Genomic DNA, 25,768 nt, shown 5'->3' with positions numbered 1-25,768 from the left:
TGTCCCGGAGAACGCCCATGACCATTGCCCCCCAGCGGGTCGTCAGCCTGCACTACGTGCTCAGTGACGAGGACGGCCAGGTCCTCGACGACTCCCGTTCCCGTCAGACGCCGCTCGAGTACCTGCACGGCCATGACAACCTCATGGCGGGTCTCGAGCGTGCCCTGGCGGGCCGTGAGGCCGGCGCCGAGCTCGGTGTGACCCTGGCGCCTGGCGAGGCTTACGGCCTGCGCGACGAGGCGCTGGTGCGTGAGGTCGGCCGCGACGCCTTCCCGGTGCCGGACCTGGCTCCCGGCATGCGCTTTCAGACCCCGGGTGACGATGGCCCCGAGATCGTCACCGTGCTCGAGGTGCGCGACGACAGCGTAGTGATCGACACCAACCATCCGCTGGCCGGCCGGACCCTGCACTATCGGCTGGAAGTGCTCGAGGTGCGCGAGGCTACCCGCGCCGAGCTCGCCAAGGGGCATCCCCTGCCTCCGGGGACCACGCCGGATCAGGTGGAAGACAAGAAGATGGTCTGAGCCTGGCGGCTCGAGAGCGCTGGCCGTGTCGTTCCTCGGCGCGGCCCTTATCATCTCTATTCCTCTCCCGGCCAGTTTCTCTACTGGTCGGTTTCCTACCCTCCTTGCCTTCCTGCTCTTCTACACGAGGCAGCACCGTTTCCAGGACCGATGATCTTCCATCAGCAGCGTCGCTGGAGCGTGAAACTGACCTGGATCAAGCCTAGACGGCCGGCATGTTCACAGCGGGTGGTGCACTTGACGCAGATCAGCGTATCGCCCGGGGCGTACCGCTAGAGTGAAGCCATCACATCGCGACGGGAGGCAAGCGCCATGTACTGGGATGACGCCGTGATCTTCGGGCTTGCCACCGTCGGCATGATGATCGCCTTCATGGGCGGCTGGATTGCCTTCGTCATCCGCGACCACCATCGTCGCAATAGGAAGCGCTGATCCACCGTTCCACAGTCGTCAGGGGAGGGGGGGGCTACCCCCCACTGGGCCGATCCTTCGGGATCGGCTTTTTTTTTCGTGGCGCCAGATACGCGGTCAGCGATCGGCGGTCAGGCGACGCGGAAGTGCCGGATCGGAGGGGGTCCAGCGAGTCGCCAGGGCGTGCATCACCCGCTCGGGGTATCGGGTTTCGCCTAGGCTGCCGTGGTAGCGGGCCAGCGCTCGGGTCAGATCGCCGTTTTCCACTGCCAGGTAGTGGGCCAGGATGGTGCAGCCATAGCGCAGGTTGCGCCCGGGATCCTTCAGGTCGTCGGCAGGCAGCCCCAACTCGCGGATCCAGAATGGCATGATCTGCATCAGGCCGACGGCGCCTGCGGAGGACACCGCGTCGGCGCGGAAGGCGCTCTCTATCTGGATCACTGCCAGCACCAGCTCGGGTGCCAGGCCGGCCAGCCGGGCTTCCTGGTGAACGCGGGCCAGCAGGGCCCGGCGTCGCGCCCGGTCGGGCACGAAGCGGGCCAGGCGCGGTGCCATGTCGTCGAGCCATTGGCGGGCCGCCCATACCGCAGCTGGCGCGAGAGGTGCCTGACGTGCGGCGGCGAGGGTCGGACGCAGGGTCGCAGGCGGGGGCGTCGCCTCCTCGGTCGTTGCCTGGGCCCAAGGCGAGGGAAGGGCGAGGGCCTCGAGGAAGTCGACCGCTTCCCGGGCGGGAAGCGGCGTCGTCAGGCCCAGGCCGCCGACCGCCAGCAGCATGGCGGCCGGGAGCCGGAGCTTATTGGACCTCGATTCGCTCGCGCAGGAACGCGAGGATGTCCCCGGCGGGGACCATGGTGGCCTCGCTGTCACGGCGTCCCTTGTATTCCAGCTCTTCCTTGTCCAGACCTCGATCGCCGACCACCAGGCGATGGGGAATGCCCATCAGCTCCTGGTCGGCGAAGCGCACGCCCGGGCGCAGATCGCGGTCGTCGAGCAATACGTCGAAGCCGGCGGCGCGGAGCTCCTGATAGAGGCGCTCGCTCTCTTCGCGTACCCGCTGCGACTTGTGGGCGTTCATCGGCACCACGGCGATGTGGAAGGGCGCGATGGCGTCCGGCCAGATGATGCCGCCGTCGTCGTGGTTCTGCTCGATGGCGGCGGCCACCACGCGTGTCACCCCGATACCATAGCAGCCCATCCACGGGTGCGCGGCCTTGCCGTTGGCGTCGAGCACGGTGGCATTCATCGCCTCGCTGTACTTCTGGCCCAGCTGGAAGACGTGGCCGACCTCGATGCCGCGCTTGATCGACAGGGTGCCATGGCCGTCCGGGGAGGGATCGCCTTCGACCACGTTGCGCAGGTCGGCGACCTGGGGCAGCGGCAGGTCGCGCTCCCAGTTGATGCCGAAATAGTGTTTGCCGTCGATATTGGCGCCGGCACCGAAGTCGCTCATCATCGCCACGCTGCGATCGATGATGACCGGCATGTCGAGGTTGACCGGGCCCAGGGAGCCGGGGCCTGCACCCGCCGCCGCGCGGATTTCCTCTTCGGTGGCCATGGTCAGGGGGCTCGCCACCTCGGGCAGGTTCTCGGCCTTGACCTCGTTGAGCTCGTGGTCGCCGCGCACCAGCAGTGCGATCAGCCCGCCTTCCGTGGCGCGCACCATCAGCGTCTTGATGGTCTTCTCGATCGGCAGGCCATGCTGCTCGACCAGCGCGGCGATGGTCTTGGCGTCAGGGGTGTCGACCAGGCGCAGCTCCTCGCTCGGCGCGGCTCGCTCGCCCTGGGGCGCCAGTGCCTCGGCCTTTTCCATGTTGGCGGCGTAGTCGGACTCGGTGGAGAACACGATGTCGTCCTCGCCGGAGTCTGCCAGCACGTGGAACTCGTGGGAGCCGGTGCCACCGATGGAACCGTTATCGGCGATCACCGGGCGGAAGTCGAGCCCCAGGCGGGTGAAGATGCGTACGTAGGCGTCATACATCACCTGGTAGGTGTCCATCAGCGAGGCTTCGTCGATGTGGAAGGAGTAGGCATCCTTCATGATGAACTCGCGGGAGCGCATCACCCCGAAGCGCGGGCGGATCTCATCGCGGAACTTGGTCTGGATCTGATAGAAGTTCGACGGCAGCTGCTTGTAGCTGGCGATCTCCTTGCGTACCAGGTCGGTGATCACCTCCTCGTGGGTCGGGCCGACGCAGTAGTCGCGATCGTGGCGATCCTTGAGGCGCAGCAGCTCGGGGCCATACTGCTCCCAGCGGCCGGATTCCTGCCACAGCTCGGCGGGTTGCACGGCGGGCATCAGCACTTCCTGGGCGCCGGCGCGATCCATCTCCTCGCGGACGATGCGTTCCACCTTGCGCAGGGTCTTCAGGCCCAGCGGCAGCCAGGTATAGAGCCCTGAGGTCAGGCGGCGGATCATCCCCGCGCGCAGCATCAGCTGGTGGCTGACCACCTCGGCGTCGGCGGGAGTTTCCTTGAGGGTGGAGATCAACAGTTGCGTGGCGCGCATGGGTCCGGGGTGTCCTCGAAAGCGTCTGTCAGGGAGGGGCGGTCGGGCCGCCTGGATATGAACGACATTGTACGATCAAGCGCCAGTGGCGGCAAAAGCGACGCTCGGCGGCGGCGTGACTACGCCTTTGGTCGAAGGTGGGCGGCTATGTGTAGCTGGCAATCTATTAGCGTGAAATGATTAAGGCAGGCCGCCGGGCGCTTCCGACGGTTCCTTTCCCACCGACGAGGAGATTGCAGGCGTGTACGACAACGATCGCATCCAGCAGCGCTGCCGCTGGCCGCAATGGCATGACAGGCTCCATTCGGCCGAACAGGCCGCGGCGCTGATCGAGGATGGCATGACGGTCGGGATGAGTGGCTTCACCCGGGCCGGCGAGGCCAAGGCGGTGCCGCTGGCGCTGGCCGAGCGGGCCGCCCGCGATCCGCTGTCGATCACCCTGATGACCGGGGCGTCGCTCGGCAACGACCTGGACCGCCTGCTCACCGAGGCCAACGTGCTGGCGCGGCGGATGCCGTTCCAGGTGGACACCACCCTGCGCCGGGCGATCAACGACGGCCGGGTGATGTTCATGGATCAGCATCTTTCCGAGACGGTCGAGCTGTTGCGCAACCATCAGCTCGCCGATCTGGACGTAGCGGTGGTCGAGGCCTGCGCGATCACCGAGGACGGCGGCATCGTGCCGACCACCTCGGTGGGCAACTCGGCCAGCTACGCGCTGCTGGCCGACAAGGTGATCGTCGAGCTCAACCTGGCCGCGCCCGCCGAGCTCGAGGGCATGCACGACATCTTCGTGCCGGCCATGCGCCCGACGCGCCCGCCGATTCCGGTGGTGGCGCCGGAATCGCGCATCGGCACCACGGCCATCCCCGTCGACCCGGCGCGGATCGCCGCCATCGTGGTCACCGAGGGAAAGGACAGCCCCTCCACCGTGCTGCCGCCGGACGCCGATACCGCGCGCATCGCCGAGCACCTGATCGGCTTCTTCGCCGATGAGGTCGAGGCCGGGCGCCTGACGTCGTCGCTGCTGCCGCTGCAGGCCGGCATCGGCAGCATGGCCAACGCGGTGATGTGCGGCTTGGCCGAGGGCCCCTTTGAGCACCTGACCATGTACTCCGAGGTGCTCCAGGATTCCACCTTCGACCTGCTGGACGCCGGCAAGCTCGATTTTGCCTCCGGCTGCTCGATCACCCTCTCAGAGGCCTGCGGCGAGCGCGTCTGGCCGCGCTTGGCCGAGTACCGTGACCGTCTGGTGCTGCGGCCCCAGGAGCTCTCCAATCATCCGGGCATCGTGCGCCGGCTCGGGGTGATCGCCGTCAACACCGCGCTGGAGGCTGACATCTACGGCAACGTCAACTCCACTCACGTGAACGGCTCGAAGATGATGAACGGCATCGGCGGTTCCGGAGACTTTGCCCGCAACGCCCAACTGTCGGTGTTCGTCACCAAGTCGGTGGCCAAGGGCGGGGACCTGTCGAGCTTCGTGCCCTTCGCCAGCCACGTCGACCACACCGAGCACGACGTCGATATTCTGGTCTCCGAGCATGGCCTGGCCGACCTGAGGGGGCTGGCGCCGCGGGAGCGCGCCGAGGTGATCATCGAGCGCTGCGCCGATCCGCGCTATCGCCCAGCGCTGCGGGACTACTTCGCCAGGGCCTGCGAGCGTGGCGGCCACACGCCGCACTGCCTTGAATCGGCGCTGTCCTGGCATCTGGCCGCCCAGCGCGACGGCCATATGCGTTCGCTGATCGAGCAGGTCGAGCCGCGTTCGGCCTGACGCCGCGCGAAAACCCCGCCTTCCGGGCGGCGTCAGCCCGACGCCGTCTCCTCATTCAACGCCTGCCGACGCTCCCGGCGGGCGTTGCTCATGTAGATCAGCCACAGGGCGCCGGCCAGCAGCGCCACCGCCGCCAGGCGCGAGGCGTCGAAGGGCAGGCGGTCGTTGTGCAGCCAGCCGAAGTGGTCGATCAACAGGCTCATCAGCAGCTGGCCGGAAATCACCGCCACGGTGGCGGCGGCGGTGCCTACCCGCGGCACCGCGAAGACGATGGCCAGCATGTAGACCACGCCGAACAGCGCGCCGGTAAGCTGCCACTTGGGCACGCTGAACAGCGTCGCCTCATGGGGCGGCTCGAAGAAGAACATCAGCAGGAAGGTCACCACGGCGCCCATGACGAAGGTCAGCCAGGCGCTCGGCAGCACGCCGACGGTGGCGCCGAGGCGGCCGTTCACGGACGACTGGGCGGCCAGCACGGCGCCGCCGGCGAGCAGCAGGGGAAAGATCAGGGTCAGCAGCATGTCGGGTCTCCTCAGTGGATGAGCCAAAGGGCGGCGAGAATCAGCACCAGGGCGCCGACCCGATAGCCGTCGATGGCGCGGCGTTCGCTGCCCAGCCAGCCGAAGTGGTCGATGACGAGGCTGGCGCCGACCTGGCCGAAGAGGATGCCGACCATGGTGATGCCGACGCCCACCAGCGGGGTGGTGACGGTCAGCACCACCACGTAGATCGGCCCCAGCAGGCCGCCGATCAGCTGCCAGCGCGGCTGGCGGAACAGCGTGCCCAGCGAGACGCCACGGCTGAACACCATGGCCAGCGAGAGCAGCAGGCCGCCGACCATGAAGATCGACAGCGTCGCCGAGAGATGGCCGACCTGTTCGCCGAGCGGGCCGAGCAGGCCGGCTTCCACCGACAGGCCCATGCCGACGCAGAGCACAAGTAGCAGTATTGCGAGGGGTGGCATGTTCGCCTCCGTGATGGGGAAGGCGACCTACCCTACTTATGTGCTCTAATGGGAACAATCCGGCGATCTGACAAAGGTTCTTTGCTAAATGGACAATGATGTTCAGCTGCTGTCGCTGCGCCTCTTCGCCCGGGTGGCCCAGGGCGGCAGCTTCACCGAGGCGGCGCGGGCCTTCGAGCTGCCGCCGTCGTCGGTCTCGCGGCGCATCGCCGCCCTCGAGCGCGCTCTCGGGCAGCGCCTGCTGTATCGCCATTCACGGGCGGTGCGGCTCACCGAGGCCGGGCAGCGCTATCTGGAGCAGGTGAGCGAGGCGCTGGCGCTCTTGGACGGTGCCGCCGAGGAGGTGGCGGGGGCGACCCGCTCGCCCCGCGGCGTGCTGCGCATCAATGCGCCGGTAGCCTTCGGTCGCCGGCACATTGCCCCCTGGCTGGAGGGCTTCCAGTCGCGCTATCCCGAGCTCGAGGTGGAGCTGACGCTGACCGACGCCCTGGTCGATCCGGTACAGGAGGGCGCCGATCTGGTGGTTCGCATCGGCGCGCTGGAGGACTCCAGCCTGGTGGCCCGGGAGCTGGCCCCGCAGCATTTCACCATCGCCGCCTCGCCGGGCTATCTGGCGCGCCACGGCCGGCCCGAGCACCCGGACGATCTGCTCCACCACAACTGTCTGATCTACAAGGGAACCCGGGGGCGGGAAGCGTGGTATGTGCGGCCCGATGACCGGGAGGCGTTCCGATCCGTCGAGGTCCACGGCAACCTGCGCAGCAACAACGCCGAGAGCCTCTGCGAGGCGGCGTGTCAGGGTCAGGGGCTGGTGCTGTTCCCCACCTGGCTGCTGCAGCAGGCGCTGGAGCGCGGAGCGCTGGTGCCGGTGATGCGCGACTGGCAGGTCGCCAATCGGCCGCGGCTCGATGCCATCCACCTGATCTTTCCGGAGCACCGGCTGCGCTCCTCCAAGGTTGCTGCCTTCGTCGACGACCTGATGTCGCGGCGCGAGCGGCTGTCGCCGCGCCTCGAGGCGGGCGGATGAGTCGCTAGGTGAGCGATTCGTGGGCAACGCCTGCTGCCAGGCAGGCGTCCTGGAGAGACCAGTCGGCGTGGTTGTTGACCTGGCCGTGGTTGCGCAGGGCGCGGATCGCGGCCAGATCGAGGCGGGCCAGCTGCCAGCCGGGCGTGGCGTCCCGGGCCTGGGTCAGCACGCCGTCGGGCGGGAAGCCATGGTCGCAGGGCGTGTAGACGCCGGCCCGGCCGATGTTGATGTCCACCGCCGGTGACCACAGCGCCTCGCCCACCGTCGGCGAGTGCACGACCGCCACCTGCTGCTCGATGGCGCGGGCCTGGGCGCTGAGCCGTACCCGCTGGAAGCCGGCCTCGGTGTCGGTGCAGCTCGGCACCAGCAAGAGATCTGCGCCGGCGTCCACCAGCGCCCGGGCCAGCAGCGGAAACTCGCTGTCATAGCAGATCAGCACGCCCAGCCGCCCGGCCGGGGTGTCGAAGACCCTGAGGCCTTGGCCGGCATCCACGCCCCATTCGTCGTTCTCGAAGCGCGTCATCACTTGCTTGTCCTGGAAGCTCAGATCGCCGTCCGGGCCGCACAGCCAGGCGCGATTGACGAAGCGGCCGTCGTCGAGCCGCCAGGGCAGCGAGGGGGCGAGCAGGGTCACGCCATGCTCGCGGGCCAGCGCGCGCCAGGTCTCGACGAAGGCGTCGCGCCAGGGCTGCAGGCCGTGCAGCTGGGCCGCCAGGTCGCCCTGCTCTGAGGCGGGCAGCAGCGAGGCCAGCTCCATGGCGCCGTATTCGGGGAACACCAGCAGCTCGGCGCCCCGGCTCGCGGCATTCTGCACCCAGCGCGCCGCCTTGCCCTGGAAGTCGCCAAAGCTGGCGAACGCCTCGATGGGATACTGGGCGGTCGCCACGGTCACCGTCGGCCGGCCGCTCGCGTTCATGAATCCAGGGCCTTGAGCCAGAAGATCATCGGCTTGGCGGTCTCCTCGTCCGCATCGATGTCCTTCCAGGCGAAGGAGGTCGAGAGCGACGGTGTGCGGCGATAGCCCCAGGCGTTCCAGAAGTCGTGCAGTGGCCGGTAGTCGTCGGGCTTGAGCGGATGGTCGACCGGGCGTTCCACGGCGCAGAAGGCCGCATGACCGAAGCCCTCGCTCTCGGCGTGACTCTCGCGGGCTTCCATGAAGGCCTTGCCGATGCCGCGGCCGCGGTATTCGGGCAGCAGCACCGACTCGCCGTAGTAGAAGACGCCTTCGGGGCGGTAGCCGGCGGCCTCGAAGGGTGCGCGGAAGTCCTCGACCTCGTCGTCCAGCGGCTGGCCGGTGGCCGCGCCGACCAGGGTATCGCCGTCGAAGGCCAGCACGAAGAAGCTTTCCGGGTTGGCGGCGTAGCGCTCGAGGTAGCTGGCTTCGTAGGCTTCGTCGCCGTCGTAGAGATAGGGGAAGTCTCGGAAGACCCGGATGCGCAGTTGGGCCAGGGCCGGCAGGTGCGGGGCGATGTCGCGTCCCCGGCAGATGGATAGAGTCGGGTTCGCCATGGGTATGCTCCAGGGAGGGATTTGTTATTGGGTCGCGGCACCTTAGCAGATGCGCCCGGGGCGAAGCAGTGCGGCGACGACGCCAGCGGTGCCAAGGGCGACATGGCTCATGCACCGCTGCCCGCGGCGCGCCAGCGGCCGACGGCCAGCGCCACCAGCCCGGCCACGAGGCCCCAGAAGGCCGCTCCGATGCCGCCCAGCGCAATGCCCGAGGCGGTGACCAGGAAGGTGAGTAGGGCGGCGTCGCGCTGGGCGGCATCGTCCAGGGCGTCGGCCAGCGATGCGCCGAGGGTCGGCAGCAGCGCCAGGCCGGCGATGGCCACCACCAGTTCGCCGGGCAGGGCCGCGAACAGCGAGCTCACGGTGGCGCCGAAGAGCCCCAGCAGCAGATAGAAGCCGCCCGCCGCGACCCCGGCAGCGTAGCGTCGCCGTGGGTCGTGATGCGCCTCCGAGCCTTGGCAGACTGCGGCGCTGATCGCCGCCAGATTGAGGGCGAAGCCGCCGAAGGGCGCGAGCGCGAGGCCGGCAAGCCCGGTGCCGCCGACCAGCGGCGAGATCGGCGGTTGGTAGCCGGCGGCACGCAGGGCGGCCACTCCGGGCAGGTTCTGGGAGGCCATGGTGACCACGAACAGCGGAATGCCGACGCCGATCAGGGTGCCTAGCTCGAAGTTCGGCGCCGTATAGGCCGGCACCGCCAGCGCCGGGGTGATGGCTCCCAGATCCAGCAGGCCCTGGGCCTGGGCCACCAGGCAGCCCGCGGCCAGCACCAGCGGGATGGCATAGCGCGGCCACAGCCGCTTGGCGACCAGGTAGGTCAGCCCCATCGTCAGCGGCAGCACCAGCCGGTGCTCCACGGTCATCACCAGGTCGAGCCCGAAGCGCAGCAGCACCCCGGCCAGCATGGCCGAGGCCAGCGCTCGCGGCAGGCGGTGCATCAGGCGTTCGAACAGTCCGGTCACACCGCACAGGGTGATCAGCAGCGACGAGAACAGGAAGGCGCCGATCGCCTCGCTCATCGGCAGCCCCGGCAGGCTGGTGGCGAGCAGCGCCGCGCCCGGGGTCGACCAGGCGGTGAGCAGCGGCATGCGGTAGCGCAGCGAGAAGACCAGGGTGGTGACGCCGGAGCCGATCCCCAGCGCCCACAGCCAGGAGCCGATCTCGACCTGGCTGGCGCCGGCCGCCTCGGCGGCCTGGACGATGATCGCCGCCGAGCTTGAGTAGCCGATCAGCACGGCGATGAAGCCGGCGGTGAGGGTCGACAGGCTGCTGTCGCGCCACAGCGAGGGACGTTCGGCGGTGGCGGGGCGCGGCGTTGACATGGCAGGGGCTCCGGATGGCTGTGCGTTATAGCGCACGATGGCGCTACCCTAGCATCGTGCGCTATAACGCACAAATGGGCATGCACACCTTGAGGGCCGCGCTACAATGGCGCCTTTTCATCTATCCGAATGTCCGCACGTTACCGGGAGAGGCCGATGCAGGAGATCTCGCAGCACATCGCCGAACGGCTCAGGACGCTGCGCCGCGCCGAGGCCTGGAGCCTCGAGCGCACCGCCCGGGAGACCGGGGTCAGCAAGGCCATGCTGGGTCAGATCGAACGCGGCGAATCGAGCCCCACGGTGGCGACGCTGTGGAAGATCGCCAGCGGCTTCCGCGTGCCGTTCTCGAGCCTGTTCGAATCCGAGGCCCTCGCGCCGGACGATGGCGCGGCCGGAGCCGCGCGTCAGGTCGCGCCGACCGGTGGGGGCGACGCCGCCGGCATGACGGCGGTGCCGCTGTTTCCCTTCGACTCAGGGCTCGGCTTCGAGCTGCTGGTGGGCACCCTGGCTGCGGGCGCGGTCAGCGAGTCGGCGCCCCACGCGCCGGGCGTGGTGGAGCATCTGGTGGTGATCGAGGGCGAGCTGGAGGTGCGGGTGGACGGTGTCTGGCATCGCCTGGCCACGGGCGAGGGGCTGCGCTTCGCCGCGGACCGGCCCCACGCCTATCGCAACCCGGGCCTGGAGCCGGCGCGCTTCCACGACGTCATCCACTATCCTCGCGGCTCTGGTGTCGCCCCAGGTTTCGATGCCGGTGAGTCGAGCCCCGAGTCGGACAGCGCCTCCGGGCGATAGCGGGTCAGTAGTGCCCACAGCCGGGCGGCGGTCTCGGTGTCCGGCCGGCCGCGATAATCATCGGGTCGATAGCGCATCTGGAAGGCGCGCAGCGCGCCCCGGGTCGCGTCATCGAGCTCGCCGTTGGCCGACACCGCGAACCCCCAGGCCGCGAGCGCCCGCTGCAGCATGTCGAGCGGCGGTGGCGCCTCGGCGAAGGCCCGGCGGAAGCGCGCGATGTCGGCGTCCGCCGGCCAGGTGCCGATGCCGGCCGCATACAGGCGTTGCCAGGGGAAGGCCGGCCCCGGATCGATCTTGCGGGTGGGCGCGATCTCGGCGTGGCTCAGCACGCCGGTGGGCGAGATATCGTGGCGCGTGATCAGGTCCCGGAGCAGAGCGATCAGCGCTTCTATCTGGGCCTCGGGAAAGGGTGCCCAGGTCACCGGACCTTCGCCCGGTGAGGCGTCGGGGAGTCGATTCGGCCCGGCATTGACCAGTTCGATGCCAAGCGAGCTGTCGTTTAGGTGGGTGCGCCCCGCCCAGGCGCTGGTGCCGGCGTGCCAGGCGCGGCGGGACTCGTCGACCAGGCGGTAGATCCTCGGCGCGCCGAGCGCTCGGTCGGGCCGCTGCGGCACCAGGTAGTGGGCGCTGACTCGCGGCCCGGAGAGGATCTCGAGCGAGGTCGCCTCGTTTTCGTCGGTGTAGTGCAGCACGATAAAGCGCACCCGGCTGGAGTGGGCGCTGGATGGGTGGCGGTCGTCGATGGCGTAGCCGTCACTCTCCACGGGCCCTTGCCCGCCGGCGCAGCCGCCGAGCAGCAGGGCGGCGAGGATCGCCAGGGTCAGGGATAGACGGCGGTGCATGGCTTCAACCGCTCCAGGGTAGCTGGCGCACCAGCAGACCGAGCGCCAGGGTGGCGGTGACGCTGAGCAGGGTGCCCAGCAGCACGTATTCGGTGAGCTTGCGGTCGCGGCGGGCGCGCAGGTCACCGAAGCGCAGCACCGACTTGGCGGTCAGCAGGAAGCCTACCGCGGTGAGCTCGTCTAGCAGCACCAGGGTCAGCACCAGCAGCCGTTCGAGGATGCCGATGCGCGCACCGGCGGCGACCAGGGTGCCCGGGTCCGTGACCTCCTCGCTCCAGGGGCGCATGGCCAGTGCGATGGCGATGGCCATGGGGCGGGTGACCAGCAGATAGGCCAAGGCATGGGTCAGCACCTCGGGGCGGGCCAGCCAGTCGATGACCGCGAGCAGCGGCGCCAGGCTGCCCTGCCAGATCAGCCAGACGCCGACCAGCACGGCCAGGTGCAGGGCCTGGTCGACCAAGAACCAGGCCAGGCGACGCGGATCCAGGTGGGCCTTGCCCAGGTCGATCAGCGCGTGGCTCGCGGCGATGGTCAAGGCCAGGGCCACGGCGGCGAGCGGTTCGATGCCGGCGACGATCAATACGGCCAACGCCAGTAGCCCGTGCAGCCCGGCGTGAAGGTAGAGGACACCGGCGAGTGCCTTGTCGCGCTGGCGCGCCTCCACCCAGCGCCGCGGCTGGAGCAGGAAGTCGCCGACCAGGTGGGCGATGATCAGGGCGATCAGCGTTGCCAGTGCCGTGGGGGTCATGGGGTTGAGTCCTCCCGGGCCAAGCGCTCGCGAAAGTGCGTCAGGGTATCGGCCACGAGCGGCCAGCGCGCGGCCCGTAGCCTCTTGTGGACGCTGGGTTGGCGAATGCCGAGGCGCTGGGCCAGGGCCTGCTGCGTCTCGTCGTGCTCCAGGCGCAGACCGACGATTTCGGCGGCGTAGGGCGACCAGCCATCGACCAGGGCGTCGAGATAGCGTAGCAGCAGCGTCTGGCATGGCTCGATGGGGCCGTCGGTCAGGTTCAGGGAGAGATGTGCGTCTCCCTCGGCCAGCGTATCCAGGGCCTGGCCCGAAGCCACGAACACCGGGCCGTCGGCCGAAGCCAGGTCGTGCCCCGGACGCCATCGGTCGCGGCCCACCGCAATCGCCAGGCGGGCATCCCAGCGTCGGTCTGCCTCCGAGTTTGCAATCAGCGCCGCGCGCAGCGCCATGGCGGCGTCCAGGGCCGCATCGGCGCGGCCCAGTGCGAGTTGGAAGCCGTCGCCCCTGTAGCGCTGGTAGGCGCCATCGTGGCGGTCGGCGAGACGCGTCAGAACGGCATCGAGCACCCGGCGAAGCCGCCGGGCGTCGTCGATGCGGCGCGAGTCGATGACATCGCCGGTGAGCACGGCGAGGCGGATGGCCATGGGGCGGTCTCTCGTGTTCCGTTGATCCATAAAAATAGCCCTTTAAGGCTATTTTTCAAGTTAATAGCCTTGAATGGCTATAATTTCTTGGTATTGCCCTCACGGCCTATGGCTATCTGGTGGCCAGCCGGCCAGCTGCGGGTGGCCAACGGCTCGAGAACTGCGCTGAGCACTCAGTCGCTGTCCCGGGGGCGATAGGCCTCGACCAGGGTCGCCGGATCCGCCTCCGCATGGCCACTGGCGGCGTGGGCGCGCATCAACTGAGCCGCCAGGGCGCTCATCGGCGTGGCGCTGGTCACTCGCCCGCTTTGCGCCACCGCCATGTCCAGATCCTTGAGCAGGGTGCGAAGGTGCCAGGGCGGGGCGGTGAAGTCGCGCGCTGCCATGCGTGGCGCGAGGATGCGGAACGGTTTGGAGTCGGCGAAACCGCCGCCCAACGCCTCGTCGAGTCGGGTCGCATCCACACCGCTGGCTTCGGCCATGGCGATCGTCTCGGCGATCACCGCGGCCTGACAGCCGACGATCATCTGGTTGCAGACCTTGGTCACCTGGCCGCTGCCCACCGGCCCCATATGGGTCACGCGGGAGGCCAACGGCGCGAGCACGGGGCGCGCGGCCTCGATGTCCTCGGCGGCACCGCCGCACATGATGGCAAGCTCCCCGGCCTCGGCGCCGGCTACGCCGCCGGAGACCGGCGCGTCCACCCAGTCGACACCGCGTTCGGCCTTCATCCGGGCGGCGAAGTCACGCGTGGCGGCAGGGTCGCTGCTGGATAGATCGATCAGGCATTGACCCGGGCGGGCGTGGGTGGCCACGCCATCCTCGCCGAACACCACTGCCTCGACCACGGCGGTATTGGCCAGGCACAGCAGGAGGACGTCCGAGTGTTCGACGAGTTCGCCGAGTGATCCGGCCACGCGAGCGCCGGCGGAGGCCACGCCGGCGGTCTTGTCCGGCGAGCGGTTCCAGACGCTGACAGCGAAACCGGCGGCCAGCAGGCGACGGGTCATGGGATCGCCCATCAGGCCGATACCGATGAAGCCGAGGCGAGGTTGGGACATGGAAGGTCTCCGCGCTTGGATAAAACGCCAGAATGCTCCATGGAAGGGATTTCCATCAAGTATCGGGGCGGTATGTGCCAGGATGATGCGGGGCGGCAAGTTAATGGAGCCTGATGGTGCATGGTAGAGAAGCCGTGCGATGCCTGGCGCGGTGCGAAGGCGATGATTTTTTTGTAACTATATGATTTTATGGTTTATGAGAGAAGTTGGTTCGACTTTTGTACTGCATTAACTGTCGGCGGCCGGATCCTCCCGTGCCCGGGACCCGGATCCGGTCGTGACGTCGATTGTTGTTGCGTCGCTGTAAGGCAATCGACACGACGAGTGAGCTGGCGTGCTCCAACTGGCCTCCCTTCGGGGAGGCTTTTTTTTATGCGGCTAGGCCGGGCCACTGGACGCGCTGCCTGGACTTGCCTAGCGTAGTGAGGCTCTTGCCTCTGCTCACCGAGATCCCCGTCAATGTTGGACTATACCCTGACTCACTGGATGACCTTCCTATCTGCCGCGGTGCTGCTGAACCTGGCGCCGGGGCCTGACATGGCCTTCATTCTCGGCCAGACGGCGCGTCATGGCCGACGAGGTGGCGTGGCCGCCATGCTCGGCGTGTGGAGCGGCGCCGGAGGCCACGTGATCATGGCGGCCCTGGGCCTGTCCGCCATCCTGGCCACCTCGGCACTGGCCTTTTCGTTGGTGAAGTGGATCGGGGCGGCCTATCTGGTGTGGTTGGGGATCCAGGCGCTGCGAGGTGCCGGCGACGGAGAGTCGACGGCGACGCCGGCGGCTATCCTTCGCCCCGGCGCGATATATCGCCAGGGGGTGCTGGTCTCGCTGCTCAATCCCAAGGTGGCGATCTTCTTCCTGGCCTTCCTGCCCCAGTTCGTGGTGGACGGGGCCGGGCCGGCGAGCCTGCAGCTGGCCCTGCACGGGGCGTTGATCATCGCCGTGGCCGCGCTGATCGAGCCGCCCCTGGTGCTGCTCGGCGCGCGACTGGCCGGTGCCTTGCGTGGCCAGCGACGGCTGGGCGCCTGGCTCGAACGGGGCCTGGGTGCGCTGTTCATCGGCCTGGGCATGCGCCTGGCCCTGAGCGGTCGAAGCTGAGCCAACGGGGCGCGGAAGAAACATGCGACTCCGGGTGCTCTCCGATTTGCATCTCGAGCACTTCGACGCGGGGCGCGATCTGCCTCGAGTCGACGCCGACGTGATCGTGCTGGCCGGCGACATCCATGTCGGGTGTCGAGGACTTGCCTGGGCCGCCGACCACTTCGCGGGCCTGCCGATCCTCTACGTGCCTGGCAACCATGAGTTTTACGACAGCTGCATGGAAACCCTGCGCGCCGAGCTGGTTTCGGAAGCCGAGCGGCTCGGCATCCACCTGCTGGATTCCCGGAGCCTTACCTTGGGAGGCGTGCGTTTCCATGGGCTCACCCTGTGGACCGACTGTGCGCTGTATGACGATGATCCGGGCTACGACCCTGCCGAGACGGAGCAGGCGGCGCTGCGCTGGATGCCGGACTATCGCATCATCGAGCAGCCCTCGGGGGCGGTGTTCACCCCCGAGCAGAGCCGTCGACTGCATGCCGAGTCGATGGCCTGGTTGACCCGGGAACTGGCCCGGCCTTTCGCCGGCAGGCGGGTAGTGATCAGCCACCATGCGCCCCTGGCCGACTGCATCCCGCAGCGCTATCGCGGCGATCCCCTGTCGCCGGCCTTCGCCTCCCGGCTGTCGTCGCTGATGGGGCGGATGGACCTGTGGATCCATGGCCATGTGCATGAACCGGTGGATCTCCGGGTGGCCGGTACCCGGATCGTGGCCAATCCCGGCGGCTACCCGGGCGAGCTCGAGCCGCCGCGCTTCATCCCCGACCTGGTGATCGAGGTGTGAGGCCACCGACGGCGCGGTAAGATCATGCCGACACGAGGGGAGACGAGGAGCAGCGGTGGCGACACGGCAGGGGTTCATCCTGAGCCGGCACTGGCAGGAGACGCCCGAGGGCAACGAGGTGGTACTGTGGCTGGCCACCGAGGAGGGAGCCCTGAGGGTGAGCGTGCCGCCACAGCCGTCGGTGGCCTTCCTGCCGGCGGCTCAGCGCCGGCGCGCCGAGGCCGTGCTGCACGCCGAGGCCGGCGTCGAGCTGCGTTCACTCTCGCTGCGCGACTTCCACCTGCGCCCGGTGCTGGGCCTCTACTGCCAACAGCATCGACGCCTGACCGCCCTGCAGCGGCGCCTGAAGCACGCCGGCGTGGAGCTCTACGAGGCCGATATTCGGCCGCCGGAGCGCTATCTGATGGAGCGCTTCATCACCGCGCCCGTTTCGGTGACCGGCTCACCCGATGGCGAGGGCGGCCTGATGGCTGCGCGGCTCAAGCCGGCACCGGACTATCGTCCGCGGCTCACGATGGTGTCGCTGGACATCGAGACCAGCGGGAGCGGCGAGCTGTACTCCATCGCCCTGGAGGGTGTTGGTCAGCGGCAGGTCTTCATGCTGGGCCCGGCCAACGGTACGGCCGAGGATCTCGACTTCCGCCTCGACTACTGCGATAGCCGAGCGGCGCTCCTGCAGCGACTGAACCGCTGGTTCGTCGAACACGACCCCGACGCGATCATCGGCTGGAACCTGGTGCAGTTCGACCTGCGGATTCTGCAGGAACACGCCCGGCGGCTCGGCGTGCCCTTGCGCCTGGGCCGTGGCGGCGCCGAGCTGGAGTGCCATGCCCTGGGACATCAGACCAATCGCATCGTCGCCTCGGCGGCCGGTCGGCTGATCATCGATGGCATCGAGGCCCTGCGTTCGGCGACCTGGCAGTTCCCCTCCTTCACACTGGAAGCCGTCGCCCAGGCGCTGCTTGGCGAGGGCAAGGCCATCGATAACCCCTACCAGCGCCTCGAGGACATCCTGCGCATGTTCGCCGAGGACAAGCCGGCGCTGGCGCGCTACAACCTCAAGGACTGCGAGCTGGTGACCCGGATCTTCGCCAGGACCGAGCTCCTCGACTTCCTGCTGGAACGGGCTACCGTGACCGGGCTGCCCGCCGATCGCAACGGCGGCTCGGTGGCGGCCTTCACCCACCTCTACCTGCCGCGCCTGCACCGCCTGGGGTTCGTGGCGCCGAACCTCGGAGAGGCAGAAGCCGCCGAGAGCCCCGGCGGCTTCGTCATGGATTCGCGTCCCGGCCTCTACGACTCGGTGCTGGTGCTCGATTTCAAGAGCCTGTATCCCTCGATCATCCGCAGCTTTCTGATCGATCCGGCGGGGCTGGTGGAAGGGCTCGCCGAGCCCACGGACGCGGCCTCGGTGGCGGGGTATCGCGGGGCACGCTTCTCGCGTTCGCGACACGCCCTGCCGGACATCGTGGCGCGCGTCTGGGAAGGGCGCGAGGCGGCCAAGCGAGCGGGCAACGCGCCGCTCTCCCAGGCGTTGAAGATCATCATGAACAGTTTCTATGGCGTGCTGGGGTCGAAGGGCTGCCGCTTCTTCGACGCTCGCCTGGCCTCGTCGATCACCATGCGTGGCCACGAGATCATGCGCCGCACCCGGGCGCTGATAGAGGTCGAGGGATATACCGTTATCTACGGCGACACCGACTCCACCTTCGTGTGGCTCGGTGGCGAGCATCCGGAAGCGCAGGCGTCGGCGATCGGTCGGCGCCTGGTGGAGCGCGTCAATGCCTGGTGGCACGATCATCTGGCCCGGGAATACGGCCTGGAGAGTGCGTTGGAACTGCAGTTCGAGACCCATTACCGGCGCTTTCTGATGCCGACCATACGCGGCGCCGAGGCGGGCAGCAAGAAGCGCTATGCCGGGCTGATGCGCGACTCGGATGGGGAAGAACGGATGGTCTTCAAGGGGCTGGAAAGCGTGCGCAGTGACTGGACACCTCTGGCCAAGGTCTTCCAGCAGGAACTCTACCGGCGCATCTTCGCCGGCGAGTCCCATCGGGACTTCGTGCAGGACTACGTGCGCCGCACGGTGGCCGGCGACTTCGACGATCGACTGGTCTATCGCAAGCGGCTGCGGCGCCCCCTCGCCGAATACCGGCGCAACGTGCCGCCTCACGTGAGGGCGGCGCGACTCGCCGACGAGCTCAATGACCGGCTGGGGCGGCCGCGCCAGTATCAGCAGGGCGGCTGGATCCGCTACGTGATGACGGTGGCGGGGCCGGAGCCCCTGGAACAGCGGCGCTCGGCCATCGACACCGATCACTACCTGGCCAGCCAGCTGCAGCCGGTGGCGGATGCCATCCTGCCCTTCGTGGGCGACGACTTCGCGACCCTGATCGATCGCCAGCTCGGGCTATTCTGAGTCCGATCGTCTTCGCCACGAGCGTGGCGTATGGCTGAGCGACATTCTGCGCGCGATGGCCCGACAGGGATTGCCGGAAAGCGGCGGAGACGGCATCGTCATCCAGACATGTCTCACATCGGAGTCCTGCCATGTCCGAGCCCTTGCTGGTGGGCTGTGCCCACTGTGCCGCCGTCAATCGCGTCGCGGCCGAGCGTTTGGCGTCGGCCCCCAGGTGCGGGAAGTGCCGGCAGCCGTTGTTTACCGGGGAGCCCGTCACACTGACTGCCGGCAATTTTTCGGCCCTGGTCGAGCGCGGCACCTTGCCGGTGGTCGTGGATTTCTGGGCCAGCTGGTGTGGGCCCTGCAAGATGATGGCGCCAGTGTTCGCCGAGGCTGCCAGGGAGCTCGAGCCACGCCTGCGTTTCGCCAAGCTGGATACCGAGGCGGAACAGGCCCTGGCCGGGCGATTCGGTATCCGTAGCATTCCGACCTTGATGGTGTTCAAGGATGGGCGTGAGGTGGCGCGACAATCGGGGCTTCTCCAGGGTCGGCAACTGTACCAGTGGCTGAAGCCATACCTCGACTGACATTGTCTTGGTCACCTGCGTCTTGGTCACCTGCGTCTCAGCCGTCTACCACGACAAGGCGTGGTTCGTCCTCGACGCCGTGGACCATCACTCTGTTACGGCCCAGGGCCTTGCCGCGATAGAGCGCGGCATCGGCCCTGTGCAGGGCTGGAGTCAGCGTCGTCTCTCCGGGCTCGATGCAGGCGATGCCGATGGTGACGGAAAGTGGTTCGTGGACATCCAGGTCCAGCGTGGGTGTGGCCTCGATGCAGCGTCTCAGGCGTTCGTTGATGTCCAGGGCCTTACCCAGGTCGGTGTCGGGGAAGGCGATGACGAACTCCTCGCCGCCGATGCGACCGATGATGTCGATATCCCGGATATGTCGGCGGCACTGGCCGGCCACCTGGACCAGGACGCGATCCCCGACGGCGTGTCCGTAGCGATCATTGATGGTCTTGAAGTGGTCCAGGTCGATCATGCAGAGGGTCATGGGGCTGCCGTGACGCCGCGTACGGTGCAAGGCATGTTCGGCGCGCTCGAAGAAGCGGCGGCGGTTATCCAGGCCGGTAAGTTCATCGGTACCGGCCATGTGCCGCAGGCGCTGCTCCAGGCGGGCACGTTCTCGAATCTCTCCCTGGAGGCGCCGGCAGTAGGCGCGCTCGTCGAGCAGTGAGGCATATTGCCGGCGCTGCAGGCGCGCCAGGCGGCGCGCACTCAAGAAGCCGACCACATTGGCAAAGCCCAGCACCAGCGACTGGACCAGGACCACGCTGGGAGGGGTTGATACCCATAGCGCCGTGGTCGCCAGGAAACCGAGCGTCAGGTAGAGGCTGGCGGCGACCATCCACGGCACCCGGTTGGGCACGAAGAGATACAGGGCCATCACCGCCACGGCCGCGGAAGGTGCGTGGGTGCTGAGCGTGTCCGGCCCCAGGGGCACGATCAGGATGAGCACCGTACAGCCCAGCCAGATCACCGGATTCAGCGGTGCGAAGCGAAAGGTCAGGTCTGGGTTGCGGCGAACGGCCCACCAGGTCAGCAGGCAACCGGCGGCTGCCAGCAGCCGCAGTCCGAGCAGTTGGAAGAAGCTGTCGGTCGGGCCGAGACGGGGAAAATCTGCCACACCCAGCACCAAGAACAGCAGCGCTGCCGTCAGCATGGCGGCGCGCAACAGACCGGCGGTGGTATCGCGCACCGAGCGTCGAAAGGCAGCTTCCTGACGACGATTCGTGAACTCGCCGCTCCAGGGGGTCATGGCCTCCCCGTTTTTTCTGTATCGCATTTTTCCCCTCCCTGCTTCTTAGAAAAGTTAGCCGGGGCGACAGGGGATGACGACACGAAAAAACTCATGCTTCAGAGGGCCGAAGGCATGACTCGTCTCGACGGGGAGCGGGTAGCCTGGTGGAGAATTCGGCGCCTATTGCCGACGTTTGAGCTGGTCGCGCAGGCCGTTCGGCACCTTTTTGATGATCAGCCGGTCGCCTTCCTCGTCATACTCCACCGCGGCGCCGAGCAGGTGCGAGTCGAAGCTGATCGAGACGCCCGCGGCACGACCTGTGAAGCGTCGGAACTGGTTCAGGGTTCGCTTGTCCGGCGGGATCTCCGGTGCCAGCCCGTAGTCGCTGTTGCGGATGTGCTCATAGAAGGCCTTGGGGCGCTCTTCATCGACCAGCTCCGAGAGCTCTTCCAGAGTGATCGGCTCCCCGAGCCGTGCCTGATCGCTGGCATAGTCGACCAGGGTGTCGGTCTTCTCTCGGCTGGCCTCCTCGGGGAGATCCTCGTGCTCGACGTAGTCGCTGAAGGCCTTGAGCAGGGTGCGCGTCTCCTCGCCGGCGTCGCGCTGCTCGCGGGCCCCCAGCGTCTCGGCAAAGGCTTCGGCGAGTTTCTTGCCGCCCCGGTCGCGAGTCCAGGACAGGTAGGGGTGCGACGCCGAGCCGGCCTGCCACTGGCCGATGTCGAGCCGGGCGGCGAGCGTCATCTGCGCCAGGTTGAGCTGGCGGTCGGGCACCACGCCCAGCGACTCGTCGATGGCGAAGCCTTCCCGGTGGTGCAGCAGCGCCAGGATCAGATAGCGGGCATCGCCCTGACGGTGGTCCACGCACAACAGGTGGCCGCCCACCGGCAGGTGATCGTCGATCAGCGGGGCGAGCCGCTCGGCCAGAGCCCGAGTCAGGGCCGGGAAGTCGCGCTCGCCGGCGAGAAATGCCGCCAGTTCGGCGGGAAAGGCGGCTGGTTCCTCCTCGGCGAAGCGTCCCCAGTTCTTGGCCTTGCCGTGATAGGCGTCGTTGAGCTTCGCCAGCAGGTCGTCCAGGGCCGTGGACGGCGACAGCGGCGCATCGGCGGGCACCAGGCGTGCCGGCGTCTCGCCGTCTCCCTTGTCGATACGATGGATAATGCTGTGCAGGATCGGCATGGGGACCTCCCTCGGTGGACGGGGGAGGGGATGATACCCGGCGCGGCGCGACGACGATAGCGGCTGGCGCCGCCTGCGGTCGTCAGCGGGCGGCGGCGCCCAGCCGCTCCAGATGCTCGAACCAGCGTGCCCGGGCCGTCTCGTCCTGGTTGTCTACCGAGCCGATCAGCGTCTCGCGGACCGGGGCGAAGCCCACGAAGCCGAGGATGTTCCGCTCCAGGGATTTGACGCTGTGGGCTCGGTAGAGGTGGCGGTAGATGACGGATGGCATGCCCATGGTGACGATGATTCTCGCCGAGCGTCCGGTGAGGCCCTTGTGGCCCAGCGGGTCACCGGCCTCGTATTCGAAGGCGAAGCCAGGGCGCAGCACCTGCTCGAGGAAGGCCTTGAGCATGGCCGGCATGTCGCCGAGCCACAGGGGAAATACCATCACCAGGTGATCACAGTGCAGGATGGCGCGTTGGGCCTCGGCCAGTGGCTCGCTCGGCATGCTGGCCTGCCACTCCTGCCGGCTGCGCAGCAGCGGCACGTCGAGCGTGGCGATGTCGAGTTGCGCGACCTCATGGCCGGCTTTCTCGGCCCCGCGCCGGTAGTGGTCGGCCAGGGCATGGCAAAGGTGTTCGGCGCAATGATCGGGATGGCCCTGCAGGATCAGGATGCGTGAGGACATGGCCCGGCTCCCCGGCGGATGACGTATCGTCAGCCTAGCCGGGGCGGCAAGCGGGCGACTTGCGCCGGGTCAAGGCTTGAGGCGATAGCCGGTACGGAAGATCCAGCTCACCACGGCCAGCGCCACCATCAGAAACAGCGCCACCATCGCCAGGCTGGCCCAGATGCTGACGTCGCCCATTCCGTAGAAGCTCCAGCGAAAGCCGCTGATCAGGTATACCACCGGGTTGGCCAGCGTCACCGCTTGCCAGATCGGCGGGAGCATGTCGATGGAGTAGAAGGTGCCGCCGAGGAAGGTCAACGGGGTGATCACCAGCAGCGGCACCAGCTGCAGTTTCTCGAAGCCGTCGGCCCAGATGCCGATGATGAAACCCAGCAGGCTGAAGGTCACCGCCGTGAGGACTAGGAACAGCAGCATCACCAGCGGGTGGGCGATCGAGAAGGGCACGAACAGGCTCGCCGTGCCCAACACGATCAACCCCAGGATCACCGACTTGGTGGCCGCCGCGCCGACGAAACCGAGCACCACCTCGAAATAGGAGATCGGTGCCGAGAGAATCTCGTAGATCGAGCCCGAGAAGCGCGGGAAGAAGATGCCGAAGGAGGCGTTGGAGACGCTCTGGGTCAACAGCATCAGCATGATCAGCCCTGGCACGATGAAGGCGCCATAGCTCACGCCCTCCACCTCGCTGATGCGCGTACCGATGGCGGCGCCGAACACCACGAAGTAGAGCGAGGTGGAGATCACCGGCGAGACGATGCTCTGCAGTACGGTGCGCAGGCTGCGCGCCATCTCGGCGACATAGATGGTCCTCACGGATTCCAGGTTCATGCGTCCTCCCTGACCAGACTGACGAAGATTTCCTCCAGCGAGCTCTGCCGGGTATGAAGGTCCTTGAAGCGGACGCCGGCGGCATCCAGGTCGGCCAACAGCTCGGCGATGCCGGCCTGGTCGTCGCCGTTGCGGCGGCTCTCATAGGTGTAGATCAGCGCCTGGCCGTCCTCGGAAAGCGCCAGTTGGTGGCCGTTGAGCCCAGCCGGCAGGCGCTCGAGGGGCTCACGCAATTGCAGGGTCAGTTCCTTGCGGCCGAGCTGTCGCATCAGCTCGCGCTTCTCCTCCACCAGCACCAGCTCGCCCGCCCGGATCACGCCGATGCGGTCGGCCATCTCCTCGGCCTCCTCGATGTAGTGAGTGGTGAGGATGATGGTCACGCCGCGTTCGCGCAGCCCCCGTACCACCTCCCACATGTCACGACGCAGTTCCACGTCGACCCCGGCGGTGGGTTCGTCGAGAAACAGTATCTCGGGCTCGTGGGCCAATGCCTTGGCGATCAGCACCCGGCGCTTCATGCCGCCGGAGAGGGTGATCAGGCGATTGCGGCGCTTGTCCCACAGCGACAGCGACCTCAGTACTCGTTCGATGTGAGCGGGATCCCGTGGCTTGCCGAACAGCCCGCGGCTGAAGCTCACCGTGTCCCACACCGTGGAGAAGGCCTCGCTGGTCAATTCCTGGGGCACCAGGCCGATCAGACTGCGGGCGTGGCGATACTCCCCCACGTTGTCGTGTCCTGCCACCAGCACCCGGCCGGCGCTGGCATTGACCAGGCCGCAGATCACGCTGATCAGCGTAGTCTTGCCGGCGCCGTTGGGACCGAGCAGGGCGAAGATCTCGCCGCGGCGGATCTCGAGGTCGACGTTCTTCAAGGCCTGGAAGCCGCTGTCGTAGGTCTTCGACAGGCCCTCCACGCGGATCACGCTGTGCTCGCTCAAGCTCGATACCTCCCTGGTCGTCTGCCCCGAATCGCATCGGGGTCCTGCAATACCTTAACGTTTTCCCGGCCCTGGAGGCACAGGCATGACGCGCCTCGAGGGCCTGCCATGCCTGCCCGCTGGTCGGCTAGCTCCGGGGAGCGGCTCGGGACGCCCGACGATAAAAGGCCGCGCCGGTTTCCCGGCGCGGCCTTGTGCTGCCTGGTACGAGGCAATTAGCCGCGACTGGTGACTTCCAGCAGGTGGTAGCCGAACTGGGTCTTCACCGGGCCCTGGACCTGGTTCAGGTCGGCGGAGAACACCACCTTGTCGAACTCGGGGACCATCTGGCCGGGGCCGAAGCTGCCGAGCTCGCCGCCCTGCTGGCCGGACGGGCACTGGGAATGCTCGCGGGCGACCTCGGCGAAGTCGCGACCGTTCTCGATCTCGGTCTTGAGGGCTTGGCACTGCTCTTCGCTGGCGACCAGAATATGGCGGGCGGTGGCCTTGGTCATGGGAATCTCCTTGGCGGGTAGGGTAGGCTCTGGAATGAACCTGGAGAATAACATGCCGTCACGCCCCTGGGGGCTTGCTACGGCGTCGTCGTCTTCCGGGTGGTTCAGCGTTCAAGGAGGAACTCGCATGAGCTGCATCTTCTGCGACATCGTCGCCGGCCGGGCACCCTGCCACATGATCTGGGAAGACCGCGATCACCTGGCCTTCCTGTCCATCTTTCCCAACACGCCGGGGTTCTCCGTAGTGATCCCCAAGGCTCACTACTCGAGCTATGCCTTCGATCAGCCGGATGAGGTGCTGACCGGGCTGATGCTCGCCACCAAGCGGGTGGCACGCCTGCTGGACGCTTCCCTTGATGGCGTCGCTCGCACCGGCATGTTCTTCGAGGGCTACGGCGTCGATCACCTGCACAGCAAGCTGTTTCCCATGCACGGCACCGGCAACGATGCCGCCTTCCAGCCCGTGGAGTCGCGGGTGGACAAGTTCTTCGACCGCTACGAAGGCTATCTCTCCTCCCACGATTATTGCCGAGCCGACGATGCGCAACTGGCCCGGCTGGCGGCGCATATTCGCGGTTTTGCCTAACGCCTCCATATCAGAAGTCGACCATGGCCTTCGGGCGGCTCTCTGGGCCGCCTTAAGGCGTTGCCGTCCTCGCCATGGCACGGCTGGTCCTTCGTCACGCTACACTGTGCGTATCGCGACCGCTCGTTCCCCGGGTCCCTACGCGGACGTCGTTGAGATCCCCATCATGCATCGCTCTCCGTGCTGCCTTCTGCTGTGCCTCGCCCTCCTGATCCCGATGCCGCTGCCGGGAGCGGAGCGATCGGATGAGGCGGAGGCCGCCGAGCGCAAGGCGGAGCATCTGGAAGAGACGGTGGTGGAGGAAAACGATCCCGGGCCGATTGTGCCGGGCATGGCCATCGAGAAGTCCGAGGCCCAGGCGGTCGACCCCGAGGGCGAACAGCCCCTGGACGATGCTCTCACCTGCCTGGCGCGCACCATCTACTGGGAGGCGCGGGGCGAGGCGGCCGCCGACATGGAAGCGGTGGCTAACGTCGTGATCAACCGCCTCGCCCACGGGGGCTTTCCCGATACCGTGTGCGGTGTCGTCCGGCAGGGCCTCGAGCAGGGCACCTGCCAATTTTCCTGGTGGTGCGATGGGCGCGTCGACGAGGCGGACGAGGAGGGCGCCTATGATATTTCCAAGGAAATTGCCCGGCGAGCCCTGAACCAGCAGCTACCGGATCGCACCGACGGCGCCCTGTACTTTCACCACCGTAAGATGCTGCCCGACTGGGCGACCCACTACACCAAGACGGTCGATGTCGGCGGATTCGCCTTCTATAGGCCGCAGGACGGTGCGGCGCGCTGGGTTCTGTACGAAAACTGTCTGCGCTTGCCCATACGGCGTTAAAAATCGGCTCAAAGTACTCATTTACACCACG

28 protein-coding genes are annotated in these 25,768 nt (G+C 67.7%); 11 read left to right on the top strand and 17 right to left on the bottom strand.

The window, feature by feature from the left end; all coding sequences use genetic code 11:
• Positions 1–17 precede the first annotated feature (17 nt).
• Positions 18–524 (top strand): FKBP-type peptidyl-prolyl cis-trans isomerase, encoded by a 507-nt coding sequence (locus ACGTN6_RS13010; RefSeq protein WP_394592169.1) that lies wholly within the window; start codon positions 18–20, stop codon positions 522–524.
• Between the two features lie 312 nt (positions 525–836).
• Positions 837–956 carry a cytochrome c oxidase subunit CcoM gene (gene ccoM / locus ACGTN6_RS13005; protein ID WP_394592167.1) on the top strand — a complete coding sequence of 40 codons (120 nt, stop codon included), beginning with the start codon at positions 837–839 and terminating at the stop codon, positions 954–956.
• Positions 957–1,052: 96 nt separating this feature from the next.
• Here the strand turns inward: ccoM and ACGTN6_RS13000 are convergent, their stop codons facing one another.
• Entirely contained in the window at positions 1,053–1,709 is a 657-nt protein-coding gene (locus ACGTN6_RS13000) for a transglycosylase SLT domain-containing protein (RefSeq protein WP_394592165.1), read from the bottom strand.
• 19 nt (positions 1,710–1,728) lie between these two features.
• Positions 1,729–3,441 (bottom strand): proline--tRNA ligase, encoded by a 1,713-nt coding sequence (locus ACGTN6_RS12995; protein WP_394592163.1) that lies wholly within the window; start codon positions 3,439–3,441, stop codon positions 1,729–1,731.
• 241 nt (positions 3,442–3,682) lie between these two features.
• On the opposite strand from ACGTN6_RS12995, the gene ACGTN6_RS12990 reads away from it, so the two are divergent.
• Entirely contained in the window at positions 3,683–5,218 is a 1,536-nt protein-coding gene (locus tag ACGTN6_RS12990; RefSeq protein ID WP_394592161.1) for an acetyl-CoA hydrolase/transferase family protein, read from the top strand.
• A 32-nt stretch (positions 5,219–5,250) separates the two neighbouring features.
• Here ACGTN6_RS12990 and ACGTN6_RS12985 read toward each other — a convergent pair whose 3' ends face one another.
• Together ACGTN6_RS12985 and ACGTN6_RS12980 are read right to left on the bottom strand one after the other, a co-directional pair.
• Positions 5,251–5,739, bottom strand: a complete 489-nt coding sequence (locus ACGTN6_RS12985) for a DMT family transporter (protein ID WP_394592159.1) — start codon at positions 5,737–5,739, stop codon at positions 5,251–5,253.
• Positions 5,740–5,750: 11 nt separating this feature from the next.
• On the bottom strand, positions 5,751–6,182 hold the full coding sequence (locus ACGTN6_RS12980) for a DMT family transporter (protein ID WP_394592157.1): 432 nt from the start codon (positions 6,180–6,182) through the stop codon (positions 5,751–5,753).
• A gap of 88 nt (positions 6,183–6,270) precedes the next feature.
• On the opposite strand from ACGTN6_RS12980, the gene ACGTN6_RS12975 reads away from it, so the two are divergent.
• A complete protein-coding gene (locus ACGTN6_RS12975; RefSeq protein WP_394592155.1) occupies positions 6,271–7,209 on the top strand; it encodes a LysR family transcriptional regulator in 939 nt (312 codons plus the stop codon).
• A gap of 4 nt (positions 7,210–7,213) precedes the next feature.
• On the opposite strand, the gene ACGTN6_RS12970 is transcribed toward ACGTN6_RS12975, so the two are convergent.
• The 3 genes from ACGTN6_RS12970 to ACGTN6_RS12960 form a co-directional block, all read right to left on the bottom strand.
• The gene (locus ACGTN6_RS12970) at positions 7,214–8,125 is read right to left on the bottom strand and encodes a carbon-nitrogen hydrolase family protein (protein WP_394592153.1); all 912 of its coding nucleotides are present in this window, start codon (positions 8,123–8,125) and stop codon (positions 7,214–7,216) included.
• Positions 8,122–8,718, bottom strand: a complete 597-nt coding sequence (locus tag ACGTN6_RS12965; RefSeq protein WP_394592152.1) for a GNAT family N-acetyltransferase — start codon at positions 8,716–8,718, stop codon at positions 8,122–8,124. The genes ACGTN6_RS12970 and ACGTN6_RS12965 overlap by 4 nt, the downstream gene beginning before the upstream one ends.
• Positions 8,719–8,825: 107 nt before the next feature.
• Entirely contained in the window at positions 8,826–10,037 is a 1,212-nt protein-coding gene (locus ACGTN6_RS12960) for a benzoate/H(+) symporter BenE family transporter (protein ID WP_394592150.1), read from the bottom strand.
• 156 nt (positions 10,038–10,193) lie between these two features.
• Between ACGTN6_RS12960 and ACGTN6_RS12955 the strand changes: the two genes are divergently transcribed.
• The gene (locus ACGTN6_RS12955) at positions 10,194–10,829 is read left to right on the top strand and encodes a helix-turn-helix domain-containing protein (protein ID WP_394592148.1); all 636 of its coding nucleotides are present in this window, start codon (positions 10,194–10,196) and stop codon (positions 10,827–10,829) included.
• On the opposite strand, the gene ACGTN6_RS12950 is transcribed toward ACGTN6_RS12955, so the two are convergent.
• From ACGTN6_RS12950 to ACGTN6_RS12935, 4 genes are all read right to left on the bottom strand, one after another.
• Complete coding sequence (locus tag ACGTN6_RS12950) at positions 10,748–11,671, bottom strand: N-acetylmuramoyl-L-alanine amidase (RefSeq protein ID WP_394592146.1); 924 nt, start codon at positions 11,669–11,671, stop codon at positions 10,748–10,750. The genes ACGTN6_RS12955 and ACGTN6_RS12950 overlap by 82 nt on opposite strands.
• A 4-nt stretch (positions 11,672–11,675) precedes the next feature.
• Positions 11,676–12,419 carry a DUF3307 domain-containing protein gene (locus ACGTN6_RS12945; protein WP_394592145.1) on the bottom strand — a complete coding sequence of 248 codons (744 nt, stop codon included), beginning with the start codon at positions 12,417–12,419 and terminating at the stop codon, positions 11,676–11,678.
• Positions 12,416–13,063 (bottom strand): hypothetical protein, encoded by a 648-nt coding sequence (locus ACGTN6_RS12940; RefSeq protein WP_394592143.1) that lies wholly within the window; start codon positions 13,061–13,063, stop codon positions 12,416–12,418. Before ACGTN6_RS12940 ends, ACGTN6_RS12945 begins: the two co-directional genes overlap by 4 nt.
• Positions 13,064–13,236: 173 nt before the next feature.
• Positions 13,237–14,124, bottom strand: coding sequence for an NAD(P)-dependent oxidoreductase (locus ACGTN6_RS12935; RefSeq protein WP_394592141.1), 888 nt, complete (start codon positions 14,122–14,124; stop codon positions 13,237–13,239).
• 459 nt (positions 14,125–14,583) lie between these two features.
• On the opposite strand from ACGTN6_RS12935, the gene ACGTN6_RS12930 reads away from it, so the two are divergent.
• From ACGTN6_RS12930 to trxC, 4 genes are all read left to right on the top strand, one after another.
• Positions 14,584–15,222 (top strand): LysE family translocator, encoded by a 639-nt coding sequence (locus ACGTN6_RS12930; RefSeq protein WP_394592139.1) that lies wholly within the window; start codon positions 14,584–14,586, stop codon positions 15,220–15,222.
• A gap of 22 nt (positions 15,223–15,244) precedes the next feature.
• The gene (locus tag ACGTN6_RS12925) at positions 15,245–16,006 is read left to right on the top strand and encodes a metallophosphoesterase (RefSeq protein ID WP_394592137.1); all 762 of its coding nucleotides are present in this window, start codon (positions 15,245–15,247) and stop codon (positions 16,004–16,006) included.
• A gap of 55 nt (positions 16,007–16,061) precedes the next feature.
• Positions 16,062–18,425 carry a DNA polymerase II gene (locus tag ACGTN6_RS12920; protein WP_394592135.1) on the top strand — a complete coding sequence of 788 codons (2,364 nt, stop codon included), beginning with the start codon at positions 16,062–16,064 and terminating at the stop codon, positions 18,423–18,425.
• 131 nt (positions 18,426–18,556) lie between these two features.
• Entirely contained in the window at positions 18,557–18,994 is a 438-nt protein-coding gene (gene trxC, locus ACGTN6_RS12915; RefSeq protein ID WP_394592133.1) for a thioredoxin TrxC, read from the top strand.
• Positions 18,995–19,031: 37 nt separating this feature from the next.
• Here the strand turns inward: trxC and ACGTN6_RS12910 are convergent, their stop codons facing one another.
• The 6 genes from ACGTN6_RS12910 to ACGTN6_RS12885 all read right to left on the bottom strand — a co-directional run bounded on the left by ACGTN6_RS12910 (position 19,032) and on the right by ACGTN6_RS12885 (position 24,319).
• Complete coding sequence (locus tag ACGTN6_RS12910) at positions 19,032–20,228, bottom strand: GGDEF domain-containing protein (protein WP_394592131.1); 1,197 nt, start codon at positions 20,226–20,228, stop codon at positions 19,032–19,034.
• Positions 20,229–20,390: 162 nt separating this feature from the next.
• Complete coding sequence (locus tag ACGTN6_RS12905) at positions 20,391–21,386, bottom strand: nucleoid-associated protein (protein ID WP_394592129.1); 996 nt, start codon at positions 21,384–21,386, stop codon at positions 20,391–20,393.
• Positions 21,387–21,468: 82 nt separating this feature from the next.
• Entirely contained in the window at positions 21,469–22,056 is a 588-nt protein-coding gene (locus ACGTN6_RS12900; RefSeq protein WP_394592127.1) for an NAD(P)H-dependent oxidoreductase, read from the bottom strand.
• A gap of 69 nt (positions 22,057–22,125) precedes the next feature.
• A complete protein-coding gene (locus tag ACGTN6_RS12895; protein ID WP_394592125.1) occupies positions 22,126–22,887 on the bottom strand; it encodes an ABC transporter permease in 762 nt (253 codons plus the stop codon).
• Positions 22,884–23,825: an ABC transporter ATP-binding protein gene (locus ACGTN6_RS12890; RefSeq protein ID WP_394592123.1), complete on the bottom strand. Its 942-nt coding sequence runs from the start codon at positions 23,823–23,825 to the stop codon at positions 22,884–22,886. The genes ACGTN6_RS12895 and ACGTN6_RS12890 overlap by 4 nt, the downstream gene beginning before the upstream one ends.
• Before the next feature lie 215 nt (positions 23,826–24,040).
• Complete coding sequence (locus ACGTN6_RS12885; RefSeq protein ID WP_394592121.1) at positions 24,041–24,319, bottom strand: peptidylprolyl isomerase; 279 nt, start codon at positions 24,317–24,319, stop codon at positions 24,041–24,043.
• Between the two features lie 127 nt (positions 24,320–24,446).
• Between ACGTN6_RS12885 and ACGTN6_RS12880 the strand changes: the two genes are divergently transcribed.
• Complete coding sequence (locus ACGTN6_RS12880) at positions 24,447–24,905, top strand: HIT family protein (RefSeq protein ID WP_394592119.1); 459 nt, start codon at positions 24,447–24,449, stop codon at positions 24,903–24,905.
• A 166-nt stretch (positions 24,906–25,071) separates the two neighbouring features.
• Complete coding sequence (locus ACGTN6_RS12875; protein WP_394592117.1) at positions 25,072–25,737, top strand: cell wall hydrolase; 666 nt, start codon at positions 25,072–25,074, stop codon at positions 25,735–25,737.
• Positions 25,738–25,768: the final 31 nt, after the last annotated feature.

Source organism: Halomonas sp. B23F22_20 (assembly GCF_043496985.1).
Classification (GTDB): domain Bacteria; phylum Pseudomonadota; class Gammaproteobacteria; order Pseudomonadales; family Halomonadaceae; genus Halomonas.
This window is presented reverse-complemented; position numbering and strand designations above follow the sequence as displayed.